Below are 24,256 nucleotides of genomic sequence, written 5' to 3' on the forward strand. Positions count from 1 at the left end.
CTGAGCATGTTAGGGTGCTAATGTTTGCGCCATGAGTAAGACAGTTATGTTTGCTAAAACTGATATGATTAGAGCTATGTCCTAAAGTGAAAGTTCTGATGCAAGGCAAGTTGTAAGCATAAAACTTTCTCGCACTAAGCATACGATTTAATGTTGACTCGTGAATACTTCTTCTGGTCTGTCTGTGCGGGTACGGGCGCAGAAGAGGAGAGAGTATTGCACTACGTCTGCAAAGCCCCTGGATGCAGCGAGAAGGCGGCATCGCGTTATGGGGTTTACTGTCACTCGCATAGGTCGCGCAGGAGGCGGCACGGAGCGATCAACCAAGAGGCAATCACGAAGGCTGACCTGAGCATTTACCGCAACTTGGTCAGGGGGCGGATTGAGAAGAACAGGGACAAGGAGCTGTGGGACAAGCTCAAGCTCATGTGGCGAGCAGTCATTGACGATGCTCAAGCCACCTTGGAGCAATCGCGTAAGGGCCAAGCCATGCCGAGCTTCAAGAGGATGACCGCTCTTGAACTGGTGAAGCTGTCCAATGCCGTGAAGCCTGAGGAGGTAATTGAAACCGTACTCGCCATGTATGTCCTGCACGATCAGGAGCCGAGAAAGATCAAGAGCGACAGGGCGTTCCTGACGCAGATGGTACGGCGCGTCAGAGGGCTAACCCCGCTCAATGCTGGATCATGGACGAATGGAAGTACAGGCAAGAGGAAGGTTGCTTACAAGGAGCTTAGCCCCCGCGCTGTTGAGTGCATGGGGAAAAGACTGGCTGCTGTTTTCGGTGCTGCTGGTGTGACTCTGGCTAGGCTTGAGAGACAGGACCATGAGAAGCGGCTGCGAGAGCTGACCGAGTATCACCAAGCCCTGGATGATCTTCAATGAGTTACACAGGGAGCGTAGAGACGCAGATTGTCAGCCTTTCCCATCTCATCCGTGACCCAAAGTTTCAGGTGAGGCGAAAGCTAGATCAGCCCACGATCAATAGGTACGTTGAGGTTCTCAAGGCTGGTAACTCCATGCCGCCGATCCAAGTCGTTTTCATCAATGATGCCCCTGTGTTGATGGATGGTTGGCACAGGGTTGCCGCTATGGAGCAGCTTGGTAAACCGGAGGCTGAAGCTGTTATCTTGGAAGCAACCGAGCAGGAAGCTTATTGGATAGCGGCAAAGGCCAACATGGAGCATGGCCTCCCGCTCAAGAAGAGTGAGCAGCGGAAGGTTTTCAGAGCATACATTAGGGCAGGACAACACAAAAAGGGTAGAGGGCGTTACAAGTCATATCGGGAGATGCAAAGCGATCTAAGCATCTCATACAGCACGATCAGAACTTGGATGTTCAAGGACTTTCCCCGCACCGCAGCCCGATTGGGTGGAAACGACGAGTTTAAAGGGTCAGGCGGGTTAAGGAGCAGTCACGATCTGTCTAGCATCCAAGCTAATGCAATGCAGGGACTACAGGAGGCCCACAGAGCCTTCCAAAGCACGGTTGATCCAAATGTTAGGGGTGAGATTATCAGCCGTATGGACGAACTACTCGCTGATATGAAGCAGTCTGGAAACTGGGTGCCTCCGATGCTTCCTGACTTTTGATAAAAACCTTGTGAAACAAGGGTTTGAGCGTAGCACTGTTTATTTTGAACAGCCCGTATCAACACAAGCAGCGCCAAACCCTTGCGTAGTAAGTATTCCTTCCCCGATAACGCAACAAACACGATGAGAGTGCGCCCACATTATAGGGTTCCCGCGTTCGGGGCCTTGGGGCGTGCTGCTGAAATGAGTGGAGAACCGAAATTATGACAGAATATCGCCTCTCTACGATTAACTACGATCTTTATGTTAACTCGGATAAGGACGGCGAACAGTTCCGCTTAAGAATGAACTTCTCATTAGCTCATTTGGGTGCGGCGGCGTCTTTCTCACGGCTGGTAGGGGAAGGTGAACAAGAGCAGATAGAGAAAGCAACAGCGGACTACTATGAGAGGGCCTTTGCTAACTCGTCTGCTTGCGTACTCTCATCGGTAGCCGCTGTTGAAGCCTATGCCAATGAGTTGTTTTTTGACAGAGGATCAACGTTTCCTGGCTATGCCTCTGCGGTGTTAGATAAGCTATGGGAAGACTACGAAAGAAAAAGTATCCTCCCCAAGTTTGATTATGCACTTGTGTTGAGAGGTTGTCCCACGCTGAAGCAAGACGCAGCGTCGTACAAGGATATGGAGCTTTTGATAAAACTCCGTAATGCTTTGGTTCATTTTAAGCCGGAGTGGGAGGATGAGCCGAAGGCACATAAGAAACTCTCGGATCGTCTCATTCAGCGCATCAAGCCAAGTCTGCTGGCTTCACACCGTGAAATGATATTCCCAGGCGCATGGTTTAGCCATAGCTGCACAAAGTGGGCTGTCGAGACTGCTATCTCATTCATTGACGATTTTGAGGAGCAAGCGGGTCTTCCATCCAAGCTCAAGTCTCATAAATCGCTGTTAGAAGCCTAGTGCCTTGCGCGAGGGGGATACAAAAAAGGGTACAAACAGGCTTGTGAGGCGTGCAGCTTCCGATCTAGTATGCTCCCATAAACCTCTGAAGACGTTGACTTATCGTCTGCTTCGCGTCGTACCATCTGAAAGGTGATGGTGCCCCTGGCCGGGATCGAACCAGCACTCCTTGCGGAACTCGATTTTGAGTCGAGCGCGTCTACCAATTCCGCCACAGGGGCAAGGACCCGCGACGTACCATGGGCGGCAAAGGTTGGTCAATGCGCGAGATGTGAAGGGAAGCCGCATGGGTAAGAGCATCGGACCTACTTTGAGTCCGATGCTCCACCTTCTGAAGAACGCATCGTTGAGAGCGGAAAACCGGGTCCACTTTTCCGCACGATGCGTTAACCCTCGCAATTCCAGACGCCTTGTGCTCAAAGAGACGCGGGGTGCCAAGACCCCGTCCGGATCTGAACCTGTCGGAACCCCATGCTGAGACGCCTCTACGACTGGACCCTGTCCCTCGCGGCCCGCCCTTCGGCCCCTTATGCGCTGGCCCTGGTGTCTTTCTCGGAAAGCTCGTTCTTTCCCGTTCCGCCGGATGTGATGCTCGTGCCGATGATGCTGGCGCGGCCCGACAAGGCCTGGTCCTATGCGCTGATCTGCACCGTCGCGTCCGTGCTCGGCGGCATCCTGGGATACTTCATCGGTCTGGGCCTCTACGACTCGATCGGAGCCTGGCTGTTCCAGCTCTACGGCCTTACGGAAGGCGCCGAGACATTCCGGCACGCCTATGCCGAGTACGGCCATTGGGTGATCCTGCTGAAAGGACTGACGCCCATTCCCTACAAGCTCGTGACCATCACGTCGGGCTTTGCGGGCTATCACCTGGGCTGGTTCATCCTGCTGTCGATCCTGACCCGCGGGGCCCGCTTCTTCATCGTGGCCCTCCTGATGAGCAAATTCGGGCCCAAGATCAAATCGATCATCGACAACCATTTCAACCTGGTGGCGGCCCTGGCTATCGTGACCTTCGTCGGCGGCTTCGTCGCCTTCCGCTATCTTTTCTAGAGGGAGGGTCCGATGCGGATCAGCCTCACCATGCGGCAGGCCGCTCTGGCGGTGGCCTTGGGAGCAGCCGCCACGGTTGGCGGAGCGCTCGTCTTCGAGCACGTCTTCGGCTATGTGCCATGCAAGCTCTGCCTGATCCAGCGCAATCCCTATTACATCGCCATCCCGCTGGGCCTCGTGGCCGCGCTCCTGCCGCCCCGCTTCGCCCGTGCCGGGCTCTGGCTCCTGGCCCTGGTCTTCGTCGTCAGCGCGGGTCTCGGGGCCTACCATTCCGGAGTCGAGTGGGGCTTCTTCGTCGGACCGAGCGATTGCGGCGGCGGATCCGGCGCAGCCGTGGGCAATGTCGGCGATTTCATGAGCCAACTGGAGAACACCCGGGTCGTGAGCTGCACCCAAGCGGCCTGGCGCTTCCTCGGCCTGTCGCTGGCAGGATGGAACGTGTTGATTTCCTTAGGATTGGCTGCCTTCGCGGCCAGCACTGCCGCCCGCAAGGGCTTCCGCATCGGGGGCTGAGGCCCCGCCTGCAGCGTCGGAGATATTTCATGAGCATCCAGGCCCTGAAAGAGGAAGTCGCGCGGCAGTTCGGGACGCCCGCCGTGGTGATCGACCTCGACGTGGTGGAGCGCAACATCGCCCGGGTCCAGGCCCTGTGCGATGCGGCGGGCGTGGCCAACCGTCCGCACATCAAGACGCACAAGAGCCCGGTCATCGCCGCCATGCAGCGCGATGCGGGCGCGCGCGGCATCACGTGCCAGAAGCTCGGCGAGGCCGAGATCATGGCCGAGAGCGGCCATGATGACATCCTGATCTCCTACAATATCCTGGGCGAGGAGAAGCTGAACCGGCTCGGACGGCTGCTGTCCCGCGCAAAGGTCACCGTGGCGGCCGACAATCCGGTCGTCGTCGCGGGCCTGCCGCAGGCGGCCGCCCTCGCCGGGCGCGCGCTCGACGTGGTCGTGGAATGCGATACGGGCCGCAAGCGGGCCGGGGTCGAGACGGTCGCGGAGGCGGTCGCGCTCGCCAAGGATATCGCGTCCCGCCCTGGGCTCTCCTTCGCCGGCTTCATGCTGTATCCGCCGGAGAATGCCATGGCCGAGACGCAGGCCTTCCTCGATGCGGCCACGGCCGGCGTGCGGGAGCTCAGCCTCGAGCCGCGCATGGTCTCCTCGGGCGGCACGCCCAATCTGGTCAACCTGGGCAAGGTCAAGGGCGTCACCGAGCACCGGGCCGGAACATCCGTGTTCAACGACCGGATGATGCTGGCGGCCGGCGTCGCCCAGCTGGAGGATTGCGCGCTCACCGTCTATGCGACGGTGGTCAGCCGCGCCGGCCCCCAACGCGGCATTGTCGATTCCGGCTCGAAGACCCTCACCAGCGACACGGGCGGCCTCGAGGGCCACGGCCTCATTCTCGAGCACCCGCAGGCCAAGATCGCCCGCTTCGCCGAGGAGCACGGGTTCCTCGATCTGTCGGCCTGCAACGACCGCCCCAGTATCGGCGATGTGGTGCGCATCGTGCCGAACCATGTCTGCGTGGTGGTGAACATGGTGGACCGGCTGGTCACCGTCCGTGGCGACAAAATCGTCGGCGAACTGCGTGTCGCGGCCCGCGGGCGCCTGACCTGACGAATCCGGGCCTGAACGGGAATCCTGAGGGTTCTCAGGGTTCCAGTTCGCTGTCCCAGTAAAGATAGTCCATCCAGCTGTCGTGGAGATAGTTAGGCGGGAAGAGGCGGCCGTTGGAGTGGAGATCGTGGACCGTGGGGGCGAAGGGGCTCTGCCGGGGCCACATTTCCACCTCGCGGGGCAGCTTGTCCCCCTTCTTGAGGTTGCAGGGCGCGCAGGCGGCGACGACGTTTTCCCAAGTGGTTTGCCCGCCCTTGGACCGGGGAATCACGTGATCGAAGGTAAGGTCCTCGCGGTCTCCGCAATATTGGCAGCTGAAGCGGTCGCGCAGGAAGACGTTGAAGCGGGTGAAGGCTGGGTGACGTGATGGTTTGACGTAGGTTTTGAGCGAAATGACCGAGGGAAGGCGGATCTCGAAGGTCGGACTTCGCACGACCTTGTCGTATTCCGAGACGATGTTGACCCTGTCCAGGAACACCGCCTTGATCGCATCCTGCCAACACCAGATGGACAAGGGGTAGTAACTCAAAGGCCGGTAATCGGCATTGAGAACAAGGGCCGGGCAGGCCTCCGGTCGCACAACAGGCTGGACGTGTATCGTCACCTCACCTCCTCTTCAACTTAAGAGAAGCGTCGTATCCCGTTGGATTAGACTATAGGCAATATGACACCGTTGTGAAGATCCGGGGCCGAGACGTTTGTGACGCACCCACAGGAAGTGCGGCATGGGCGAAATAAGGCCTCTACCTCGGGAGCTTGGGTGCCCTTGATAAATTTTCTCCACCAAGGATTGGCCTGGATCGAACCCGCCATCGTCACCTATGGCGTTCTGGCCCTGCTGGTGATTCTCTACTTCGAATCGTTCGGGGTTCCCCTGCCCGGCGAGAGCGCTCTCATCGCGGCGTCCCTCTTGGCGGTCCGCGGCGATCTCGCCATCGGCCACGTCTTCATGGCGGCCTGGCTTGGGGCCGTGCTCGGCGACAGCACCGGCTACCTGATCGGCCGGATCGGGGGACGCCCGCTCCTGAACAGGTTCGGCTACCTGGTGAAGCTCACGCCGGAACGCCTGTCCCGTCTCGAAAAGACGGTGGAGACCAAGGGTTTCTTCATGGTCCTCACGGCGCGCTTCATCGTCGTGCTGCGGCAGCTCAATGGCCTCATCGCCGGGTCGGCCGGCATGCCTTGGCCTCACTTCGTCGTGGCAAATGCCCTCGGGGGCCTGCTGTGGGCGGGCCTGTGGAGCTTCGGCCCATATTTCTTCACGGATGCCTTCAAGCAATTGGTCTGACCGTCTCGTTTAAGGAAGCGCGAGTTCGAAATGCGACCGGTCGGCGTTCCTGAAACTCTGGAAATGACCTCCCCAGCGGATGGCCACGCCCAGCTCCACGGCAGCGCTCTTCATCGCATCGGCAATCCGGTTCTGGGCTGCCCGATCGAAGATCACCCTCCCCTCCCGGTCGAGCGGCCATAAATCGACGGCGTTTCCGGACCGGTGCATGCTGTCCTGCGTCCGGGACCAGCCCCAAGCCACGGCCATCCGTTGAAGCCTCCCGTCGCGTTTGCCGGAGCCGATGACGAAGCGCTGGCCCGGGAGCACGTCCTGCGCCCTCCGGACCACGCTGGCGAGGGCGGGATTGAGCGCCCTGAGATTCGCCTCGTGGGATCCGACCGGATCCGGGTTCCACGCGCGGAACATGACAAGCTGATCCCGCCCGAGATCGTCCCTGGCCGGGATCTTCGCGTAGACGCCGCCCGGACCATAGAGGGAAGAGTTGATTACGTTAGGCAATCCTTGCGGGTCGCCGGCGGGCTCCACCTGAGCCCAGGCATCCGGGCTTGAACAGAGCGATGCAAGGCCGAAGAGAACGAGGCAAACGGAAGGCGCTTTCTGAATCATGGCGCCGGAACCATCGCAACGGGATAGTCCCAAATCAAGGTGTCGGCGCCGGGACGGTCATCTCCTCGACGAGCGCATCGTGCGAAATCAAGGGCGTTCCCGCACGATGCTCGTCGCGGGTCGATGCTCAATCCGTGAAGCGGACATTCTTGTCTTTGCACACATCGAACTCGGACAGGTCGGCGGTCGATTCGTCCTCGAATGTCGCCGCGACGGCCACGATGCATCCGGACATTTTCGGCAGCTTCAACGTGGTCTTGGCTTTCGGCGCGAGCGGCTTCGCGAGCCTGACGGTTTTCCCGCCGGCCTCGACGGTGAAGTCGGTCACGGCGACCTCGCGGGCATTGGTGATGAGGACGGCCGAAGCCGGCTTTGCCGGCGCGGCCATGGCGCTCGTGGCCGTCAGCAGAAGTGCCGTCGTTGCGATGATGCGGAAAGTCATGATTATTCCCCTCTGTACCGTTTGAGATTCGGTCGATGCACAGAGACGGTCCGAGCCGTCGCTCCGAAACCGTCGCGATGCTGGTTGATTGACGCTAGAGCATCGGACGTGAAATGTGCCCCATTCCGGGATTGATCCGTGGCTCCCTCTCTTGGCTGGCGCATCGTTCGACGCGGCCCCGCAGGGTCGCACGATGCCCATGTCGATCTTCGCCGACATGTCCAATGGTTGCACGGAGCCTTCATCAAAGAAAGAGCGCCAGTTGCCCATGGCGCTCGAGGGAGGCCGCCTTTCACGGCCAGCTCCAGAGGAAACTACGACCGTGCCGTTTCGGCACATGAAGAGGCTGCGCCCGAGACGTTAACAGACCGTTACCGAACTGTGCGAAGTTGAACCGACGGTTGCTTTTCGCTCAGGCCCTGTTCCGCGCCTTGAGCCAGCGTTCCGCAGGAGTCGCCAGCACCGTGGTGAGAACCACGATGGCGGCGCCGATGCAGAGAGACAGGGACGGGATCTCGCCGAAATAGAGCCAGCCCGCAAATCCCGAGAACAGGATCGACAGATACCCGATGGGCGCGAGGAGGCGCGCCTCCTGCTTCTGGTAGGCCTGGAGCCAGCAATATTGGCCGAGCTGCGCCAGCACGCCGACGAGGATGATGCTGGGCGCCTCGCTCCAGGGGATCGGCACCCAGGCGAGAGCGGCCGGAATGGACGTCAGGAGCGTCAGGCCGACCGTGTAGAAGAGCATCAGGACGACGGTGTTCTCGCCGGCCAGGCGCCGTGTCTGAACGACCGCCAGGGTTCCGAAGAACACGGAACCGAATGCCGCGACCAATCCCATGTTCCATGGGATCGCATCCGGCTGCACCATGATGATGACGCCGACGAAACCCAGCGCCGTGAACGCATAGCGAATGCCGCTCACGCGCTCTCCCAGCATCATGGCGGCCATCGCCAGCAGCAGAAGCGGCCGGGTGAAGCCGATGGCGGTGACGAGCGCCAGGGGCAGTGCCGCGAAGGCCGCGAAATTGAGCGTGAGGGCCGCCGAGTTGAAGGCCACGCGCGTGAGATGGCCGCGGATGTTCGACAGGTCCGCCAGCTTCCGGCGGTGGCGCCAGACCAGCGGCGCCACCGAGATGAAACCGACCAGCGATCGCAGAAAGACCAGCTGGATCGCCGGATAGGTCTCGCCCTCGGCCTTGACCAGGGCCTGCATGGTCGTGACCAGAGCCATGTCGAGCAGCAGCCATCCTGCACTGACCCAGAGGGGAACAGGAGGCGCGCCCGATTGGCTGTCCGGCCCGGCTGCCATGATGGATCAGGCGGACTGAACGAGATTCGCCAGGAGGCGGAAGGCTCCGGGAACGAGCTTGTCCAGCTGGTGATGCAGCACGAGCGCCACATGGGTGTGCCGCCCCCGGCCGATGCGGGCCGAGACCAGCGAGCCCTTGAGCGGGTTCTCACCCGGATCGTTCAGGGACAGGAGCTCTTCGTAGGCCGGATCGTAATCGGCCGCGAAGTACAGCCCCCTCTCCTTGTCCCAACCCTGCCAGTCGCGCGCCTCGATCCTGTTCGGACCCTTGAGCAGCGGATGGTCCGACTTCAGGACGGTCACCGGAGCGGCGGGATCGGTCACGCGCCACCGCAGCGACGGAGAGCCGATGGCGAGGCGACGAGGCGGCGTCCGGTCCGGGTCCCAGCCGTCCGTCGGGCGATGGTAGAGCGTCACCAGATGTCCGCCCTCCTCTACGAAACGATGCAGCCGACCCGTGGCGGCCTGGAGGTCGCGCCTCAGGCCGAAGGCGAAGATGCCGACGACGATGGTGGTGAACGCCGCAAGCGAGCCGTCCTTGAGATCCGCTTCCGCGAGATCCGTCACGTCCAACCCGAGGCGGCGCATATGTTGGCCGACATTGTCGCTTCCGCCGCCGACATAGCCGATGCGGGCCCCTTGCGGCAGGGCCACGTCGAGCGTCAGGACCTTGAACTCCGCCGGAGCCGCGAACGAGACCGGCCGGATGTGCGCATAGGCGATGGACTGCACCGCGCTCGCAGGCCTGCCCTCCAGGATCGGGACGAGGCGCGCGACACTGGGCTCGGCCGCGGGCGGCGGATCGATCATCCAGTCGCCGTCCTGCTGCCGGACGCTCCAGCCCTGCGGCATCTCCCAGTCCGTCGGCTTCGCCCCGATGGCGCGGACCCGAATGCCGGATGCCGGTTCGTTGATCCTGACGACCGCGAAAGTCGGATCGACGGAAAGGGATCGCTTCGGCCCAATGGTGAACGGCTCCTCGGGATCGAGATCGACCCCGATCCTGCGGCCGTAGAGCGTGCCGGCGATGCGGATACCCGCCGGGCCGTTGCCGCCCATGGGATCGAAGGTCTCCGGGTAATCACCTGTATGAGGAGCCGTGTCAGGAATGGTGATCGCATAGCGGACCCGTCCAGTCTCGCGGGAGGCTTCCGCCGCTTCCAGCCCCTCGGGGAGCCGGAGCGTGATCGCGAGATCGGCAATCCCTGGCGCATCGACGGCCGCGTCGAGGGCCGTTTCGGCGCCCGGATGGCTCGCGCCTTGGAAGACCACCCTTGCGGTCTTCGCATGGGTCTCGAAGAGCGCGGCATCGATCTCCCGGAGCTTGCGGTCGAGGCGATGGCCCACTTGGTCGAGGATGGACCGGTCCGTGCCCTTCCGCGCACCCTCGATCAGCCGTGCCGCGGCGCCGAGGGCCGCGCCGATCCGTTCCCGATCGGGGAATGCCGCCACAGCGGCATCGAGGTGCTCCTGTGCCTCCCGCAGGGCCGCGCCGGCCGCGTCCGTCACGCCCGGCTGGGCCGCCAGATCGCCGAGCCTGGCCGGCAGGTGATCGCGGATATCCCGCTCCGGCCCCGAGGCCGCACCGGCCCGCAGCTTCAGGTGGAGGCTCCATTGGTCGACGGGACCGTCCCGCCACACGCCCATGCCCTGGGACGCATGGGCGGCGCGGGACCATTCGCCGAGTTGGCGATAGGCCAGGCCCGTGACCGCATCGCCCCCGAGAACCTGAACGCTGAGCGTTGTTGGCGGCGGCGGCACCTCGTCGTCATAGGCGTAGCTCGCGCCCGACCAGGCCGGGAGATAGAACTTGGACACCTGCCAGGGCGCCAGCCCCTGTCGCGCATGTTCCGGAAAGGCGGACGGATCGGCCGCGAGCGCCCAGGCGGTTTCGGCCGCGCGGGTCATCGCGCAGTGATGGCCGTGCTGTCCAGGCACGTCCAGGAACGTGGGCAGCACGATGTCGGGCCGATACAGGCGATAGGCCCGGACAAGCCGCTCAATGATCCGTTCCTCGCCCCAGCGCCGAAGGGTATCGTCCCCGTTCTTGGAGAAGCCGAAATCGTGGACGGGATCGTCGGGTCCATGACCGAGCCATGCCACGTCGGCATCGATGCGGCGGGCGCTTTCCTCCATCTCGGCGGTCCTGAGCACGCCGAGGGCGCCGCCCCGCTCCGGCCCGAGGGCGTTCTGCCCGCCCTCGCCGCGGGTCGAGCACGCGACCACGATCCGCATGCCATAGGCGAAGCGCAGCGCGGCCAGCAGGCCGTTGTGCTCGTCGTCCGGATGTGCGCCCGTGTTCATCATCGTCAGCACAGACGGAAGCCGGCTCAGGGCGCGGTGCAGGCGGACAAGGGCGGGCTGATGAACGGCGTGGGCGAGACGGCTATGGTCATCCGGCAAGGGAGGTCTCCTCGTTCGTATGTTCGCGTTCGGCCGCATGGGCCGTGTCGAGACGCGGGGTCATGGTCTCCAGGAGCGGCAACGCGGCAGCGCCGAGCGCTGCCGTCAGGCCGCCGGTTCGCCCGTGGATCAGGCGGGCCTCGCTGCGGTTCCTGCGCCGGGCGACGGACAGGGGAAGCGGCTGCATGGCCTCCACGAGATCCTCCAGCAGACCGGGCGGCAGAACGCCGCCGAGCACGATCGCTTCCGGATCGAACAGGTTTTCGAGCATCGCCACCTGCGGAGCCAGGTACCCGGCGGCTTCCTCGATCCAAGCCAGCACGACGGGATGCTTCTCACGGTGGAGACGCTCCAGCTCCGCGTAGTCGATCCCGTGGATTCCGGCCGCCGCCAGCTTCTGCGCAAGGGAGTGGAAGGAGGCATAGGCCTCGAGGCAACCGTGCTGTCCGCACGAGCAGAGCCGCCCGCCCTTCGCCACCCGCACATGCCCGATCTCGCCCGCATTGCCGTTCGCCCCGCGATACGGACGTCCGTCGATCATGATCCCGAGGCCGAGGCCCTGGCCGAAATAGATCAGGCAGAAATTCTTCAGGTTCCTGGCCACGCCATGCAGGCGCTCGCCGACTGCCGCCGCGGTAGCGTCGTTCTCCAGGGTCACGGGCGCACCGAGCATGTCGCCGATGCGGGCGACCGCATCGAAGTCGAACCAGCCGGACAAGGTCGTCGGCCCGACGGACGTCATGCCCTCGACGTTGAAGGGACCGGGCATCACGACCCCGACGCCCAGGAGTTGTGGAACGGGAGGCTCCAGCTGCGCCTGCGCGGCTTCGATCTCGGCCTTGATGACGGGGAGCACGGTCTCGGGGTCGTTCTGCGGCAGCGGGATGCTGCGCTGGGCGCGGACGCGTCCGCCGATATCCACCAGCAGCGTCGAGATATGGTCGGCTGCGATCTCGATCCCGGCGGTCATTCCGCCGTTCGGATTGACGTCGAACTGGATCGGCGGCAGGCCTCGGCCGGCCCTGAGGCGTCCGGTTCTGATCAGCAGGCCGTCGGCGACGAGATCCTCGACGATGTTCGAGACCGCCTGAGTGCTCAGATGCGCGTGGCGCGAAATTTCCATGCGCCCGACCGGCCCGAGCTGGCGCACCACGTCCAGCACCACCCGCCGGTTGTGGGAGCGATTTCGCTCCGGATTGCTTCCGATCGTCGATGGCGTCCCGGGTTTGGCTTTTCTCGGCATATCCACCACTCCGTGAGACCGACGATGAACCCGGGCAATGAATAACTCAAGTGAATTATCTTATTGACAGGTGCATGACTCTGGACGAGCCTTGGACTTGGAACGGTCCTCTCGAAGGCCGCCACACCAGAGAGATGCCTGGCCCCGCGCCGGCGATAAAATGGAGAGGGATATGCGTTTTCGTCACATGCTCGCGAGCGTCGCCTTGGGCGCCATCACCCTGGCCGCCACCGGCGCGAAGGCCGTGGAAATCGAATACTGGCAGTATGTCTTCGACACCCGGGTCAAGGCGATGACCCAGCTGATCACGAAGTTCCAGGAAGCCAATCCCGACATCAAGGTCAAGCAGACCACCTTCCCCTATGCGGATTACCAGACGAAGGTCGCCGCCGCGATCCTGGCCGGCCAAGGCCCCGACGTGGTGCAGCTCTTCTACGGCTGGACCGACAATTTCATCTCCGGCAAGATGATCCGCCCCCTGCGCGCCGAGGCTTTCCCTGCCGCTGAGATCGAGCGCGACTTCTTCCCGATCGTGAGCGCCATGAAGCGCGGCAACGATTATTACGGCCTGCCGACCGCCGTGCGCTCTCTGGCGCTCTTCTACAACAAGAAGGCCTTCAAGGACGCGGGCCTCGATCCCAACAACCCGCCCAAGAATCTCGAAGAGCTCGTCGCCGCAGCCGAGAAGACCACCAAGCGCGACGGCAGCGGCAATCTCATCTCTGCCGGCATGACCCTCGACATGACCGGACAGGATCACCAATGGTGGCGCGAAGTCCTGATCCGCCAGTTCGGCGGCGTTCCCTACACGAACGAGGACACCAAGGTCGCCTATAACGACGAGGCGGGCCTGAAGGCGCTCACCTTCTACACGGACCTCCAGAAGAAGCATAAGGTCGGCCAAGCCGGCTTCATGGACGAAGGCCAGGCCGCCTTCCGTGCTGGTCTTGCGGCCATGACCATCGACGGTACGTTCCGCCTCGGATCGTTCAATACGATCAAGGGTTTCGAATGGGGCGTGACCGAGCTCCCCGCCAATGCTCAGGGCGTACGCAGCAACTACGCCAGCTATTTCGCCAACGCGATCACCACGAAGGCGGAAGGCGAGAAGCTCGCGGCGGCGGAGAAGTTCCTGAAATACGTCTCCTCCCCTGAAGCCATGAAGATCTGGATGGACGTCGTCGGCGAGCTGCCGGCACGCCGCGCCGCAGCCCTCACGCCCGAGAACACCGCGCATCCGGTCTATGGCCCATTCCTCAAGGGTCTGGAATACGCCCACACGACCTTGTTCAAGGATGAAGCCGCCCAGCGTCAGGTCGCCATCGACATGGCAAACCGCGTCCTGATCGGTAACGAGGATCCCAAGGCCTCGCTCGCCAAGGCGGCCGAAGCCGAGCAGGCGATCATCGATCGCGCCAAGCGCTGACACGTCGAGACCGCGAGGAACCTTTCATGTCCGTCGTCGCACATCGGGAGGCCGCCGCAGGCGGCCTCTGGTCGAGGATGAGCCTTGGCCAGAAGCAGCTGATATGGGCGTGGGGCTTCCTCGCGGTTCCCCTTCTCTTCTACGTCGTCATCCGGTTCTGGCCGACCTTCCAGGCCTTCTACCTGTCCGTGACGGATTGGAGCATCACGCGGCCCGCCTCCTTCGTCGGTTTCGAGAACTACAAGAGGCTCTTCGCCGATCCGCTCTTCTGGCAGGTGTTCCGCAACACCTTCCTGTACCTGATCATCGGCACGCCGATCAGCCTGCTGATCTCGTTCGTCGTGGCCTATTACCTCGACCGGGTGCGGTTCATGCACTCGTTCATCCGCGCCTTGTATTTCCTGCCGTTTCTCACGACCGCCGCCGCGATGGCGTGGGTCTGGCGCTGGTTCTACCAGCCCGTCCCCATCGGCGTGATCAACGACGTTCTCGCGAGCTTCGGCATCCCGCAGCAGCCATTCCTGCGCTCCACGACGCAAGCCCTCCCGGCCGTCCTCGCACCCGCCATCTGGGCGGGCCTCGGCTTCCAGATCATCATCTTCCTCGCCGGATTGCGGGCGATACCTTCGACCTATTACGAAGCCGCGCGCATCGACGGCCTGTCGGAAGGCGCGATCCTGCGCAAGATCACGATTCCCCTGCTGAAGCCGACGCTGGTCTTCCTGGTGGTGTTCTCGTCCATCGGATTCCTGCGCATCTTCGATCAGGTCTACAACATCAACACGAACGATCCCGGCGGCCCGCTGAACTCGACGAAACCCCTCGTGCTGATGATCTACCAGACTGCCTTCAGCTCCTACGAGATGGGATACGCCGCCGCCCAGACGGTCGTTCTGTTCCTGATCCTGCTCGTGATCTCCCTCGTCCAACTGCGCATCATGAGAGACCGCTGATGACCCAAGCCGCATCGTCCCACGGGTCTCTGCCCATGCCCCGGATCAGGCCCGGCCGGATCGTCGCCTGGACGCTCCTGTTCATCGGCGGCGTCATCATGGTGACGCCCCTCCTCTTCATGCTGTCGACATCCCTGAAGGATGCCTCGCAGGTCTACGATCTGCGCGTGATTCCGGCGGCGCCGACCCTCGACAACTACATCGAGATCCTGGGCGACGGGCGCTTCACGCGCTGGTTCGTCAATTCCATGGTCGTGGCGGTGCTCGTCACGCTCTCGAACGTGTTCTTCGACAGCCTCGTCGGCTACACGCTCGCCAAGTTCAGGTTCCGGGGCCGCTACATCGTCTTCATCGCCATCCTGTCCACGCTGATGATTCCGACCGAGATGCTGGTGTTGCCCTGGTATCTGATGGCGAGCCAGTTCGGATGGCTGGACAGCTATTGGGGCATCATGTTCCCGGGCATGATGACGGCCTTCGGCACCTTCCTGATGAAGCAGTTCTTCGAGGGCGTGCCGGACGATTTTCTCGAAGCGGCACGGATCGACGGCCTGAACGAATTCACCATCTGGTGGAAGATCGCAATGCCGCTCGTCACTCCTGCCCTGTCGGCTCTCGCGATCTTCACCTTCCTGGGCAACTGGACGGCCTTCTTCTGGCCGCTCATCGTGACCACGAGCGCGGAGCTCTACACGCTGCCGGTCGGGCTCTCCAGCTTCGCGGTCGAGCAATCCATCCAGTGGGAAAAGATCATGACGGGCGCGAGCATCGCCACCCTTCCCACCCTCATCATCTTCCTGTTCCTCCAACGCTACATCGTCCGAGGCGTGATGCTGGCCGGACTTAAAGGCTGAAGCCGATGAATGCAGGCACCTTCAACGACACGTCCACCTTCCCGGATCCGGTCTACAAGGAGACCGTCCTGCGTCCCCTGTTCGACGGCGCGAAGGATCATCACGTCGAGGGCTTCCGCCTCATCGACCGGGCGCATCTTGTCATGCTTCACGAGACCGGGATCCTGACGATCGAGCAGGCCCGCCCCATCGCCCAGGCCCTCGAAGACATCGACCGCGAGGTCGATGTCGGCGCCCTCACCTATACGGGCGAGGTCGAGGATTTCTTCTTCCTCATCGAGAAGCAGCTTCGCGCCCGCCTCGGACCCGATCTTGCGGGACGCCTGCACACGGCACGCTCGCGCAACGACATCGACCACACCCTGTTCAAGATCGGCCTTAAGGATCGCATCGACCCGCTGCTGGAGCGCCTGGTTCACCTGGCCGAGACGCTCGCATCCGTAGCGGAGCGGGAAAGCAAGACGCTGATCGTCGCCTATACCCACGGACAGCCGGCGCAGCCGACTGTCTTCGGGCATTACCTGTCCGCCGTTCTCGAGACCCTGCTGCGCGACATTGCGCGACTGGAGGCAGCGCGGGACATCGTCGACCGGAGCCCCATGGGGGCTGCTGCCATCACCACGAGCGGCTTTCCCATCGACCGCGAACTGATGGCCCGCCTGCTCGGATTCAGCCGTCCTCTGCAGAACTCCTATGGCTGCATCGCGTCCATCGACTACATCACATCCACCTACTCGGCCCTCGAGCTGATCTTCCTGCATCTCGGCCGCTTCATCCAGGACCTGCAGTTCTGGACCAGCTTCGAAGTCGGGCAGATCTACGTTCCCAATGCTTTCGTGCAGATCTCGTCGATCATGCCGCAGAAGCGCAATCCCGTGCCGATCGAGCACATGCGCCATCTCTCGTCGCAGACCGTCGGCCGGGCGCAGGCGATGCTCACGATCATGCACAACACGCCGTTCACCGACATGAACGACAGCGAAGGCGAGAGCCAGGGCTTCGGCTACGGCGCTTTCGAGAGTGGCGGACGCGTCCTCGACCTCCTCGCCGCGCTGGTTCCATCATTGCGGATCGACGCTGACCGGGTTCGCCAGAACATCCGCCGCAGCTGCATCACCGTGACGGAACTCGCCGACAGCCTCGTGCGCCTGGAAGGGCTGTCCTTCCGCGAGGCGCACGAGATCGCCGCCGAAGTCGCCCGTGCCGTCGTGGCCATCGGGGGCGATATCGCGGCCGACGGATATGCGGCCTTCCGGGAAGCCTTCCGGCGCTGCGCCGGCCGCGAGACGAGCATCGAGCCGGACCGGTTCGCAGAGATCGTCTCGGCGGAAAACTTCGTCGCCGTCCGCGACCGGTTCGGCGGCCCCGCGCCCAGGGCATTGTCCCAGGCCATCGCCGGATACAACCAGGACATCGCGACGATCCGCTCCCGGATGCAGGACGCGTCGAGCCGCGCCCAGGCCTCCGCGCAGGATCTTCAATCCCGTTTCAACGCACTTCTTGGAGCCCGCTAATGGCGACCATCGAAATCGATCGCCTCGTCAAGAGATACGGGCAGACGGCCGTCGTCCACGGCATCGACCTCGCGATCCAGGACGGCGAGTTCGTCGTCCTGGTCGGCCCTTCGGGCTGCGGCAAGTCCACGACCCTGCGCATGATCGCCGGCCTCGAGGAAATCAGCGGCGGCGAGATCAGGATCGACGGGCGGGTCGTCAACGACCTGCAGCCTAAGGACCGGAACATCGCCATGGTGTTCCAGAACTACGCCATCTATCCCCACGTGACCGTCGCCGACAACATCGCCTTCGGCCTCTACCGCTCCAAGCTCTCGAAGAGCGAGAAGCGCGCGCGAGTGGAACAGGTTGCGCAGACGCTCGGGCTCTCGCATCTCCTGGAGCGCCGTCCGTCCGCATTGTCGGGCGGACAGCGCCAGCGCGTCGCCATCGGACGGGCCATGGTCCGCGATCCCGCGGCGTTCCTGTTCGACGAGCCTCTGTCCAACCTCGATGCCCAGCTGCGCACCCAGATGCGCATCGAGATCAAGCGGCTCCATCACCGGCTCGGCACCACGTCCGTCTTCGTGACCCACGATCAGGTGGAAGCCATGACCATGGCGGACCGGATCGTCGTCATGCGCGACGGCCGGATCCTGCAGGTGGGCTCGCCTCTGGAGCTGTACGAGAGGCCCGTCGACGTGTTCACGGCGCGCTTCATCGGCAGCCCGACGATGAATCTGCTTCCGGCCTCGTTGAAGGAAGGTCATGCGAACCTGTCGGCAGGCGGCTCCGTCAAAGTCCCGGCCGTCTCGGCGACATCGCCCGAGATCCTGGTCGGCGTTCGCCCGCAGGACCTGACTCCGGCAACGTTCGGCGTTCCGGGCCTCGCCGTATCGGGCAATGTCGTGGTCGTGGAAACCCTGGGCTCCGAGACTCTCGTCCATATCGAGAAGGGGAACCAGACCGTCATCGGATCGGCGCCGGGACGGCAGATCCCGAAGATCGGCGAGCAGCTGACCCTGCATGCCCCGACCGAGAGGCTGTATTACTTCGATAAGGCGACTGAGAAGGCCTTGGCCGCCCAATGACCGAACGAGTCTCTGAGCGGAACAAGGTCCTGTGCCTTGGCCGGATCTATTGCGACATCATCTTCACGGGCCTGCGCGACATGCCGGTGCTCGGGCGCGAACGCTTTGCGGACGACGTGACGGTCGTCGCAGGCGGCGGCGCCTATATTACAGCGGCCCATCTTGCGTCCCTCGGGCGACCATCGGCCTTGCTCACGCGTCTTGGGACGGACCCGCTCTCAAAGGGCCTTGATCCTGAACTGGAAGGCAGCGGGATCGACTTGACGTTCGTCGAGCGATCCCCCGATGCCGGACCCCAGCCGACCGTCGCCCTGGTGAAGGACGGCGAAAGAGCCTTCGTGTCCCGGCGCGCCGGAACCTCCAGGCCCGCCTCCCTGGAGAAAGCGCTCGCGGCACCTGACATCGCCCATCTCCACATCGCGGAATTCGCCACCCTGAAGGACAACCCCGATGTGATCGCCATGGCGAGAGAGCGCGGCCTGACGGTCTCGCTCGATCCGAGCTGGGACGACGAGCTCATCCGCCAGGATGCCGGGTTTTTCGAGACCTGCGCCGGTGTCGATGTCTTTCTCCCCAACGTGGAAGAGGGAGAAGCGCTGACCGGTGAAGCATCGCCCGAGGCCATCCTGTCCGCCTTGCGGGAGCATTTTCCCTTGGTCGTGCTGAAGCGCGGCGAACACGGCGCCGTGGCGTCCAAAGGCTCGGCCTCGGTTTCGGCGCGGGCGATGCCTGTCACCGTGGTCGATACGACGGGCGCGGGCGATGCATTCAACGCCGGCTTCCTGCATTCCTGGCTCGGCACGGCCGACATCGAAAGAGGTCTGGCGGCCGGCATCGAGGCCGGCGCCCTCTCCGTCCAGTCCCCGGGCGGCGCCCCGCCGCGCCGGTGATAAGGCGCGGTCTGGCAGACTGAGCCGTATGCGCTATCTGCTGTCGGGACGGGGCCTGCATGCCCCCTCTCGCGGCAAGGACGATCCATGCGGATGCGAATTCTCAGTTGCGCCGTCGGCAGCCTTCTCTCCCTGGCGGCCTGCAATACGGTGACGCGCGGGACCGTGGAGGAAGTGACGATCAGCGCCAGTCCCGCCTCCGCGCGCATCAGGACCTCGCTCGGCCACGAATGCCCCCGATCTCCTTGCGTGGTGAAGGTCGACCGCAAGGCGGAGTTCACCGCCTATGCCGAGGCGCGGGGATACCGGCCCGGCTTGCTGCTGGTAAAATCCACGCTCACCGACAAGGCGGCTCCCGGCGTGATCGGCAACGCGGTGCTCCCTGGTGGTTCGGTCGGTCTGGTGCTCGATGCCGCGAACGGCGCTATGCTCGATCATACGCCCAATCCCGCTCACATCGAGCTCGTGCCGCTCGGCCGGGCCCGAGGCCGCTGATCGGGGAGGAACTTAGCACTGCCAAGCTGGTTGACCGCGTATCATGCTTTTATGCCCGGTCCGCTCCGCGCGGGGACGCTACGAGCGTCGATCGATCCGCAGCCTGCGGGCAATGCTTGCCTCAAGCAGGCTGCGGATCGGAAAGGTCGGTAGGTAACGTTCGATGCGGCTTTCGCTTCCTCGTCTGATCTTCTGGGGAGCCCTTGTCCTGGTTTTGGCGGCGGGCGGCGCGCTGGCTTACATCTCTTCCGGCATCTACGACATCGCCGCCACCAAGCAGCACATCGCGCCGGTCTATTGGGCCCTCACGACGGCACGGCGCCAGTCGATCCGGGCCCGCGTCATCGGCGAAACTCCGCCTTCCAACCTCGCGGATGCGAATGTGGTCGCAACGGGACTTGCCCTCTACGACCAGCATTGCAGGCAATGCCATGGTGCGCCCGGGCTTCCGCCGGATGCCATCGGACTCGGCATGATGCCGGCGCCGCCGAACTTCGCCCAGATGGGCCGCGACCTTTCGGCGCCGGAGATCTACTGGGCCGTCTCGAACGGAATCAAGCTGACCGGGATGCCCGCCTGGAGGTTTCGCCTGACCGAGCCCGAGCGCTGGGCTGTCACCGCATTCGTCAAAAGCTCCCTCAACCTGACGCCTGCCGAATTCAGGGCGCGACGGGAGCAGGCGACCGGGGACAGCGAGGAGCGACCCAAGCCGAGAAAGCCCGAGGGCCCATGGGAGCCGAAGGACGCGATCGAGCGCGGTCGGGTGGCAATCCTGCAATATGCCTGCGAGACCTGCCATGTCATTCCCGGAATCCGAGGACCCGACGCGCATGTGGGCCCGCCGCTCGCCGGCATCGCGGGACAGCTCTACATCGCGGGCGTCCTGCGCAACACGCCTGAGCACATGATCGACTGGCTGCGCGATCCGCAGCGGATCGACCCTCTCTCCGCCATGCCTAACCTGGGTGTCTCGGACCACGATGCCCGCGACATCGCGACCTATCTCTACTCGCTGCGCTGATGCGACGGCGTGCGGTGGAAGCTATGGCCGCAACGTGTAGAGATAGGTCGCAACATGTCTCGCCTCGTCCCGCGAAATGCCGGTGACGGGCATGGCCGACTGGGGATCGATGGAACGCGGGTTCTCGATCCATCGGATGAGGTTGTCGGGCGAGTTCGGAACGACGCCGCCGACATAGACCCGTGCAGCATAGGCCTGAAGCGTCGGTCCGACTCTGCCCTGAGCTCCGGGAATACCGGGAACGATATGGCAGCCGACGCAGCCATAACGCTGCGCCAGGCGAAGGCCGAGGTCTGGATCGCCGCCGGTGAGCGCGATGGCACGGGCACGGGCATCGCGGTCCGACTTCACGCGATATCCCACATAGATGCCGCCCGCGATCAGCAGAAGCAGGGTGAGAGCCGCCGAGGACCAGACGAGGAAGGACCGGGTCCGCCTGTCCATGCGCATGCCACGCAGGGACGTCTCGCGGCCGGGGGAAGTCTCCTTACCGGGGGGAGGACCGGAGCCTGTGCGACCGACGCTGAGAACGATCCCTGCCAACCGAATGGCTATCGGGACGGCCATCAGTGCCAGGGGCCTACCGCGCGGCATGAGCGCATCTCTCACTCTGTTGCCAAGGCCGCACAACGGAGATCGTCAGAGTTTTCATCGCTCGCATCCTTGAAAGACGAGCCCGGCAACGCCGTGGAGGAGAATGATCACCGTGAACAGCAGGGCGATGGAGACTCCGATGAGCGCCATGAAGCGGTGCGGCCGGCCTGCTCCCGTCGTATCCGTCCGGGGCGTCGGCGCCGCGGCGGCATAGCTGCGCCATGACAGGAAGCCGCCGAACAGGCTCAGGATCGCCATGGCGAGGGCGAAGATGGGGATGAGCGGAACTTGATGGGCACAGACCCATGGCACCGCCGCATAGGCGAACTGCGTGTTGATGAGCCACGCAAGCGGTCCGACATAGATGCCGGCCGATGGAACGCCGCGGGAGAGCCAAGCCGTCATGATCTCACCACCACCTCGGGAACCAGTAGATGATCACATAGATCGGAAGCCAGGAGGCCACGACGAAATACCAGTAGAAGGCATTGTCCCCCACGTCGGAGAAGCGCTTGCCGTGGCCGTGGCGGGTGAACATCAGAACCGTGAGGACGATCGTGTCGCCCAGGTCCGTCAGAACATGCAAGGTGTGCAGGCTGAGGAGGAGCCACACCACGGACCCGTAGGCATTCTGATCCCAGCGCACGTGAAGCGTGCCGAACTCGAACACGCGGATGACCAGCAGAACGACGCCGAAGAGGCTCATGATCACGAGATTGCGGCGGGTTGATGCGAGGTCCTCCCGTTCCCCGTCCCTCTTGGCGCGCTGGTTCGGCCAGATGCTGGCGAGCAGCACGACGGTGAAGAGGCTCGACCAGAGAAGATCAGGCGGCGGCGCGCTCAGCGGCCAGTTCCCGTTGATGAAGACGAGATAGAAATACATGGCCGCCGCGATGGCGAAACCCATGCCTTCGGCGACGGCGAAGCCGACCGTTCCCCACCAGATCGGACTGCGGGCGCCATAGGCATAACCCGGCATGGACCTCGCGCTCATCACGACCCGGTGCGGCAGCATGGCGTTATCGGGCTGAGGACCCAGAGTCATCTTTCGTCCTCCGTGCTCGGCTTGGGCCAGAACCAGCCCATGAGGGCCAATGCGAGCGGAACGCTGCCCCACACCAGGGCCCAGGGCGTGAACATGGAACCGATGAACAGGATCGCCGTCGCGATCGCCGCGATGAACGGCCAGATCGAAGGCTCGGGCGTCGTCTCACGCAGATCCGCGCGTGCATCCGTGACCGTCGTGACGAGCTGCTCCCGGTTCTCGACACTCAGGCCCGCGACCACCGGCAGATCGTCGCGGTGGGCCCACAGGGGCTCGCGGTTCGTCACGACCGGGATGCGGTCGAAGTTCTGCGGCCTGGGCGGAGACGCGGACGCCCATTCGAGCGTTCCGGCATTCCAGGGATTGGGTCCGGCGACAGCCCCGCGGCGCGCGCTCGACACGATGTTGTAGAGGAAAAGCACGAAGCTCGCGAAGAACAGGGCCGCTCCGAGGGACGTGAAGAGGTTCAGGCTCCCCCAGCCCATCTCCGGCAGATAGGTGTAGACTCGGCGCGGCATGCCCATCAGTCCCAGGATGTGCATGGGAAAGAAGGTCGCGTTGAATCCGATGAAGGCCAGCCAGAAATGCCACTTCCCCAGCCGCTCGCTCATCATGCGGCCGGTGAATTTCGGGAACCAGTAATACACCGCGCCGATCAGCGGAAACACGTTGCCGCCGATGAGCACGTAGTGAAAGTGAGCGACGACGAAGAAGGTGTCGTGGACCTGGGTATCGAGCGGCACGGATGCGAGCATGATCCCCGACAATCCGCCGGCCACGAAGATGAAGAAGAAGCCGACGATGAAGAGAAGCGGCGTGCGGAAGACCGGCCGGCCGTCCCACAGGGTGGCGATCCAGCAGAAGATCTGGATGCCGTTCGGGATGGCGATGAGCATGCTGGACGCGGTGAAGAAGCTGGCGCCGAGCTGCGGCAGGCCGGTGGTGAACATGTGGTGCACCCACAGGCCGAAGGAGAGAAAACCGGTTGCGATGAGCGACAGCACCAGGGCGATGTAGCCGAAGGCCTGGCGGCGCGAGAACGTGACCACGATGGCGGAGACCCAGCCCGTCGCGGGCAGGAAGATGATGTAGACCTCCGGGTGGCCGAAGAACCAGAACAGGTGCTGGTAGAGCAACGCATCGCCGCCTTCGGCCGGGTTGAAGAAATGCGTGCCGACGAGCCGGTCCATCATCAGCGTAGCGGAGGCCGTGACCACGGCAGGCAGCGCGAAGATGATGACGAAGGAATTGATGAGCTCCGCCCAGACGAACAGCGGAATGCGATCGAGGGTCATGCCGGGTGCACGGAACTTGAAGACCGTCACGATGACGGAAATCGCCACGGCGATGCCCGACACTTCCGTGAAGGTGATCATCTGGGCCCAGAAATCCGCCCTCTTGCCGGGCGAGTATTCCGGTCCCGAGAGCGGAACATAGGCGAACCACCCGACATCCGGACCGATGTTGAGGACGAAGGCGACCCAGATCAGCAGTCCGCCGAAAACATAGACGTAATAAGCATAGGCGTTCAGGCGCGGGAAGGCGATGTTGCGCGTGCCCACCATGAGCGGCACGAGATAGACCGCGAAGGCCTCGCCGATCGGCACGCCGAAGAGAAACATCATCGTGGTGCCGTGCATGGTGAAGAGCTGGTTATAGAAATCAGGCCCCATCAGCCTGTTCTCCGGCAGGGCCAGCTGCATGCGCATGAGAATGGCGGAGAGACCGCCCAGGAACAGGAAGAGGATTGCCGTCGCGATGAAGCGGCGGCCGATGACCTTGTGATCCACCGTCGACAGGGCGCCGATGATCCCCTTGTCCGTTCCCCAGGTCTTGGCGAGGCGAGCCGTCAGCTCCGGCCCGTCCACCTGATCGTCGCGCAATTCGTCCGGGCTTATGGGCTCGTCGGCTTGGCTCTGCACGCCCGG

Annotated in this window: 25 protein-coding genes and 1 tRNA gene; 15 read left to right on the forward strand and 11 right to left on the reverse strand. The window is 63.3% G+C overall.

Features of this window, described 5'->3' with window-relative positions; translation table 11 throughout:
* Positions 1–150 precede the first annotated feature (150 nt).
* The 3 genes from U0023_RS06015 (at position 151) to U0023_RS06025 (ending at position 2,491) form a co-directional block, all read left to right on the forward strand.
* Complete coding sequence (locus U0023_RS06015; RefSeq protein WP_154661118.1) at positions 151–885, forward strand: hypothetical protein; 735 nt, start codon at positions 151–153, stop codon at positions 883–885.
* Entirely contained in the window at positions 882–1,592 is a 711-nt protein-coding gene (locus U0023_RS06020; RefSeq protein ID WP_009763239.1) for a ParB N-terminal domain-containing protein, read from the forward strand. The genes U0023_RS06015 and U0023_RS06020 overlap by 4 nt, the downstream gene beginning before the upstream one ends.
* A gap of 203 nt (positions 1,593–1,795) precedes the next feature.
* Positions 1,796–2,491, forward strand: coding sequence for a hypothetical protein (locus U0023_RS06025; protein WP_009763238.1), 696 nt, complete (start codon positions 1,796–1,798; stop codon positions 2,489–2,491).
* 136 nt (positions 2,492–2,627) lie between these two features.
* Here the strand turns inward: U0023_RS06025 and U0023_RS06030 are convergent.
* Positions 2,628–2,712, reverse strand: a tRNA-Leu gene (locus U0023_RS06030).
* A 250-nt stretch (positions 2,713–2,962) separates the two neighbouring features.
* Between U0023_RS06030 and U0023_RS06035 the strand changes: the two genes are divergently transcribed.
* The 3 genes from U0023_RS06035 to U0023_RS06045 are packed head-to-tail and all read left to right on the forward strand — an operon-like array spanning position 2,963 to position 5,169.
* Positions 2,963–3,544, forward strand: coding sequence for a YqaA family protein (locus U0023_RS06035; protein WP_009763237.1), 582 nt, complete (start codon positions 2,963–2,965; stop codon positions 3,542–3,544).
* A 12-nt stretch (positions 3,545–3,556) separates the two neighbouring features.
* On the forward strand, positions 3,557–4,057 hold the full coding sequence (locus tag U0023_RS06040) for a disulfide bond formation protein B (RefSeq protein WP_009763236.1): 501 nt from the start codon (positions 3,557–3,559) through the stop codon (positions 4,055–4,057).
* A gap of 29 nt (positions 4,058–4,086) precedes the next feature.
* Complete coding sequence (locus U0023_RS06045) at positions 4,087–5,169, forward strand: D-TA family PLP-dependent enzyme (protein WP_009763235.1); 1,083 nt, start codon at positions 4,087–4,089, stop codon at positions 5,167–5,169.
* A 34-nt stretch (positions 5,170–5,203) separates the two neighbouring features.
* Here the strand turns inward: U0023_RS06045 and U0023_RS06050 are convergent, their stop codons facing one another.
* Positions 5,204–5,773: an HNH endonuclease gene (locus U0023_RS06050; protein ID WP_009763234.1), complete on the reverse strand. Its 570-nt coding sequence runs from the start codon at positions 5,771–5,773 to the stop codon at positions 5,204–5,206.
* Positions 5,774–5,959: 186 nt separating this feature from the next.
* Between U0023_RS06050 and U0023_RS06055 the strand changes: the two genes are divergently transcribed.
* Positions 5,960–6,457: a DedA family protein gene (locus U0023_RS06055; protein WP_040638664.1), complete on the forward strand. Its 498-nt coding sequence runs from the start codon at positions 5,960–5,962 to the stop codon at positions 6,455–6,457.
* Positions 6,458–6,466: 9 nt separating this feature from the next.
* On the opposite strand, the gene U0023_RS06060 is transcribed toward U0023_RS06055, so the two are convergent.
* From U0023_RS06060 to U0023_RS06080, 5 genes are all read right to left on the reverse strand, one after another.
* The gene (locus U0023_RS06060) at positions 6,467–7,066 is read right to left on the reverse strand and encodes a M15 family metallopeptidase (RefSeq protein WP_009763232.1); all 600 of its coding nucleotides are present in this window, start codon (positions 7,064–7,066) and stop codon (positions 6,467–6,469) included.
* Positions 7,067–7,193: 127 nt separating this feature from the next.
* On the reverse strand, positions 7,194–7,508 hold the full coding sequence (locus U0023_RS06065) for a hypothetical protein (RefSeq protein ID WP_009763231.1): 315 nt from the start codon (positions 7,506–7,508) through the stop codon (positions 7,194–7,196).
* 412 nt (positions 7,509–7,920) lie between these two features.
* Positions 7,921–8,820: a DMT family transporter gene (locus U0023_RS06070; protein WP_009763230.1), complete on the reverse strand. Its 900-nt coding sequence runs from the start codon at positions 8,818–8,820 to the stop codon at positions 7,921–7,923.
* A gap of 6 nt (positions 8,821–8,826) precedes the next feature.
* Positions 8,827–11,223 carry a PIG-L family deacetylase gene (locus tag U0023_RS06075; protein WP_009763229.1) on the reverse strand — a complete coding sequence of 799 codons (2,397 nt, stop codon included), beginning with the start codon at positions 11,221–11,223 and terminating at the stop codon, positions 8,827–8,829.
* On the reverse strand, positions 11,213–12,466 hold the full coding sequence (locus tag U0023_RS06080; protein ID WP_009763228.1) for an ROK family transcriptional regulator: 1,254 nt from the start codon (positions 12,464–12,466) through the stop codon (positions 11,213–11,215). The genes U0023_RS06075 and U0023_RS06080 overlap by 11 nt, the downstream gene beginning before the upstream one ends.
* A gap of 172 nt (positions 12,467–12,638) precedes the next feature.
* Here U0023_RS06080 and U0023_RS06085 point away from each other — a divergent pair, with 172 nt between their 5' ends.
* From U0023_RS06085 to U0023_RS06120, 8 genes are all read left to right on the forward strand, one after another.
* Positions 12,639–13,892, forward strand: a complete 1,254-nt coding sequence (locus U0023_RS06085; RefSeq protein WP_009763227.1) for an extracellular solute-binding protein — start codon at positions 12,639–12,641, stop codon at positions 13,890–13,892.
* A gap of 77 nt (positions 13,893–13,969) precedes the next feature.
* Positions 13,970–14,845 (forward strand): carbohydrate ABC transporter permease, encoded by an 876-nt coding sequence (locus tag U0023_RS06090; protein WP_407667409.1) that lies wholly within the window; start codon positions 13,970–13,972, stop codon positions 14,843–14,845.
* Positions 14,845–15,699: a carbohydrate ABC transporter permease gene (locus U0023_RS06095; RefSeq protein ID WP_009763225.1), complete on the forward strand. Its 855-nt coding sequence runs from the start codon at positions 14,845–14,847 to the stop codon at positions 15,697–15,699. The genes U0023_RS06090 and U0023_RS06095 overlap by 1 nt, the downstream gene beginning before the upstream one ends.
* A gap of 5 nt (positions 15,700–15,704) precedes the next feature.
* The gene (argH, locus tag U0023_RS06100; RefSeq protein WP_009763224.1) at positions 15,705–17,213 is read left to right on the forward strand and encodes an argininosuccinate lyase; all 1,509 of its coding nucleotides are present in this window, start codon (positions 15,705–15,707) and stop codon (positions 17,211–17,213) included.
* Positions 17,213–18,283: an ABC transporter ATP-binding protein gene (locus tag U0023_RS06105; RefSeq protein WP_009763223.1), complete on the forward strand. Its 1,071-nt coding sequence runs from the start codon at positions 17,213–17,215 to the stop codon at positions 18,281–18,283. Before argH ends, U0023_RS06105 begins: the two co-directional genes overlap by 1 nt.
* Positions 18,280–19,173, forward strand: a complete 894-nt coding sequence (locus U0023_RS06110) for a carbohydrate kinase family protein (protein WP_009763222.1) — start codon at positions 18,280–18,282, stop codon at positions 19,171–19,173. Before U0023_RS06105 ends, U0023_RS06110 begins: the two co-directional genes overlap by 4 nt.
* 87 nt (positions 19,174–19,260) lie before the next feature.
* Entirely contained in the window at positions 19,261–19,668 is a 408-nt protein-coding gene (locus U0023_RS06115) for a hypothetical protein (RefSeq protein WP_009763221.1), read from the forward strand.
* Between the two features lie 163 nt (positions 19,669–19,831).
* Positions 19,832–20,689, forward strand: coding sequence for a c-type cytochrome (locus U0023_RS06120; protein ID WP_009763220.1), 858 nt, complete (start codon positions 19,832–19,834; stop codon positions 20,687–20,689).
* Between the two features lie 21 nt (positions 20,690–20,710).
* Here the strand turns inward: U0023_RS06120 and U0023_RS06125 are convergent, their stop codons facing one another.
* Genes U0023_RS06125 through ctaD form a run of 4 tightly spaced genes read right to left on the reverse strand, consistent with a single transcriptional unit; the run spans position 20,711 to position 24,226 of the window.
* Positions 20,711–21,283, reverse strand: a complete 573-nt coding sequence (locus U0023_RS06125; protein ID WP_009763219.1) for a c-type cytochrome — start codon at positions 21,281–21,283, stop codon at positions 20,711–20,713.
* Positions 21,284–21,337: 54 nt separating this feature from the next.
* The gene (locus tag U0023_RS06130) at positions 21,338–21,688 is read right to left on the reverse strand and encodes a hypothetical protein (RefSeq protein WP_009763218.1); all 351 of its coding nucleotides are present in this window, start codon (positions 21,686–21,688) and stop codon (positions 21,338–21,340) included.
* Between the two features lie 4 nt (positions 21,689–21,692).
* Positions 21,693–22,328 carry a cytochrome c oxidase subunit 3 gene (locus U0023_RS06135; RefSeq protein WP_009763217.1) on the reverse strand — a complete coding sequence of 212 codons (636 nt, stop codon included), beginning with the start codon at positions 22,326–22,328 and terminating at the stop codon, positions 21,693–21,695.
* Entirely contained in the window at positions 22,325–24,226 is a 1,902-nt protein-coding gene (gene ctaD / locus U0023_RS06140) for a cytochrome c oxidase subunit I (RefSeq protein WP_040638975.1), read from the reverse strand. The genes U0023_RS06135 and ctaD overlap by 4 nt, the downstream gene beginning before the upstream one ends.
* Positions 24,227–24,256: the final 30 nt, after the last annotated feature.

The sequence above is a fragment of the Microvirga lotononidis genome, from assembly GCF_034627025.1.
In the GTDB taxonomy this organism is placed as follows: domain Bacteria; phylum Pseudomonadota; class Alphaproteobacteria; order Rhizobiales; family Beijerinckiaceae; genus Microvirga; species Microvirga lotononidis.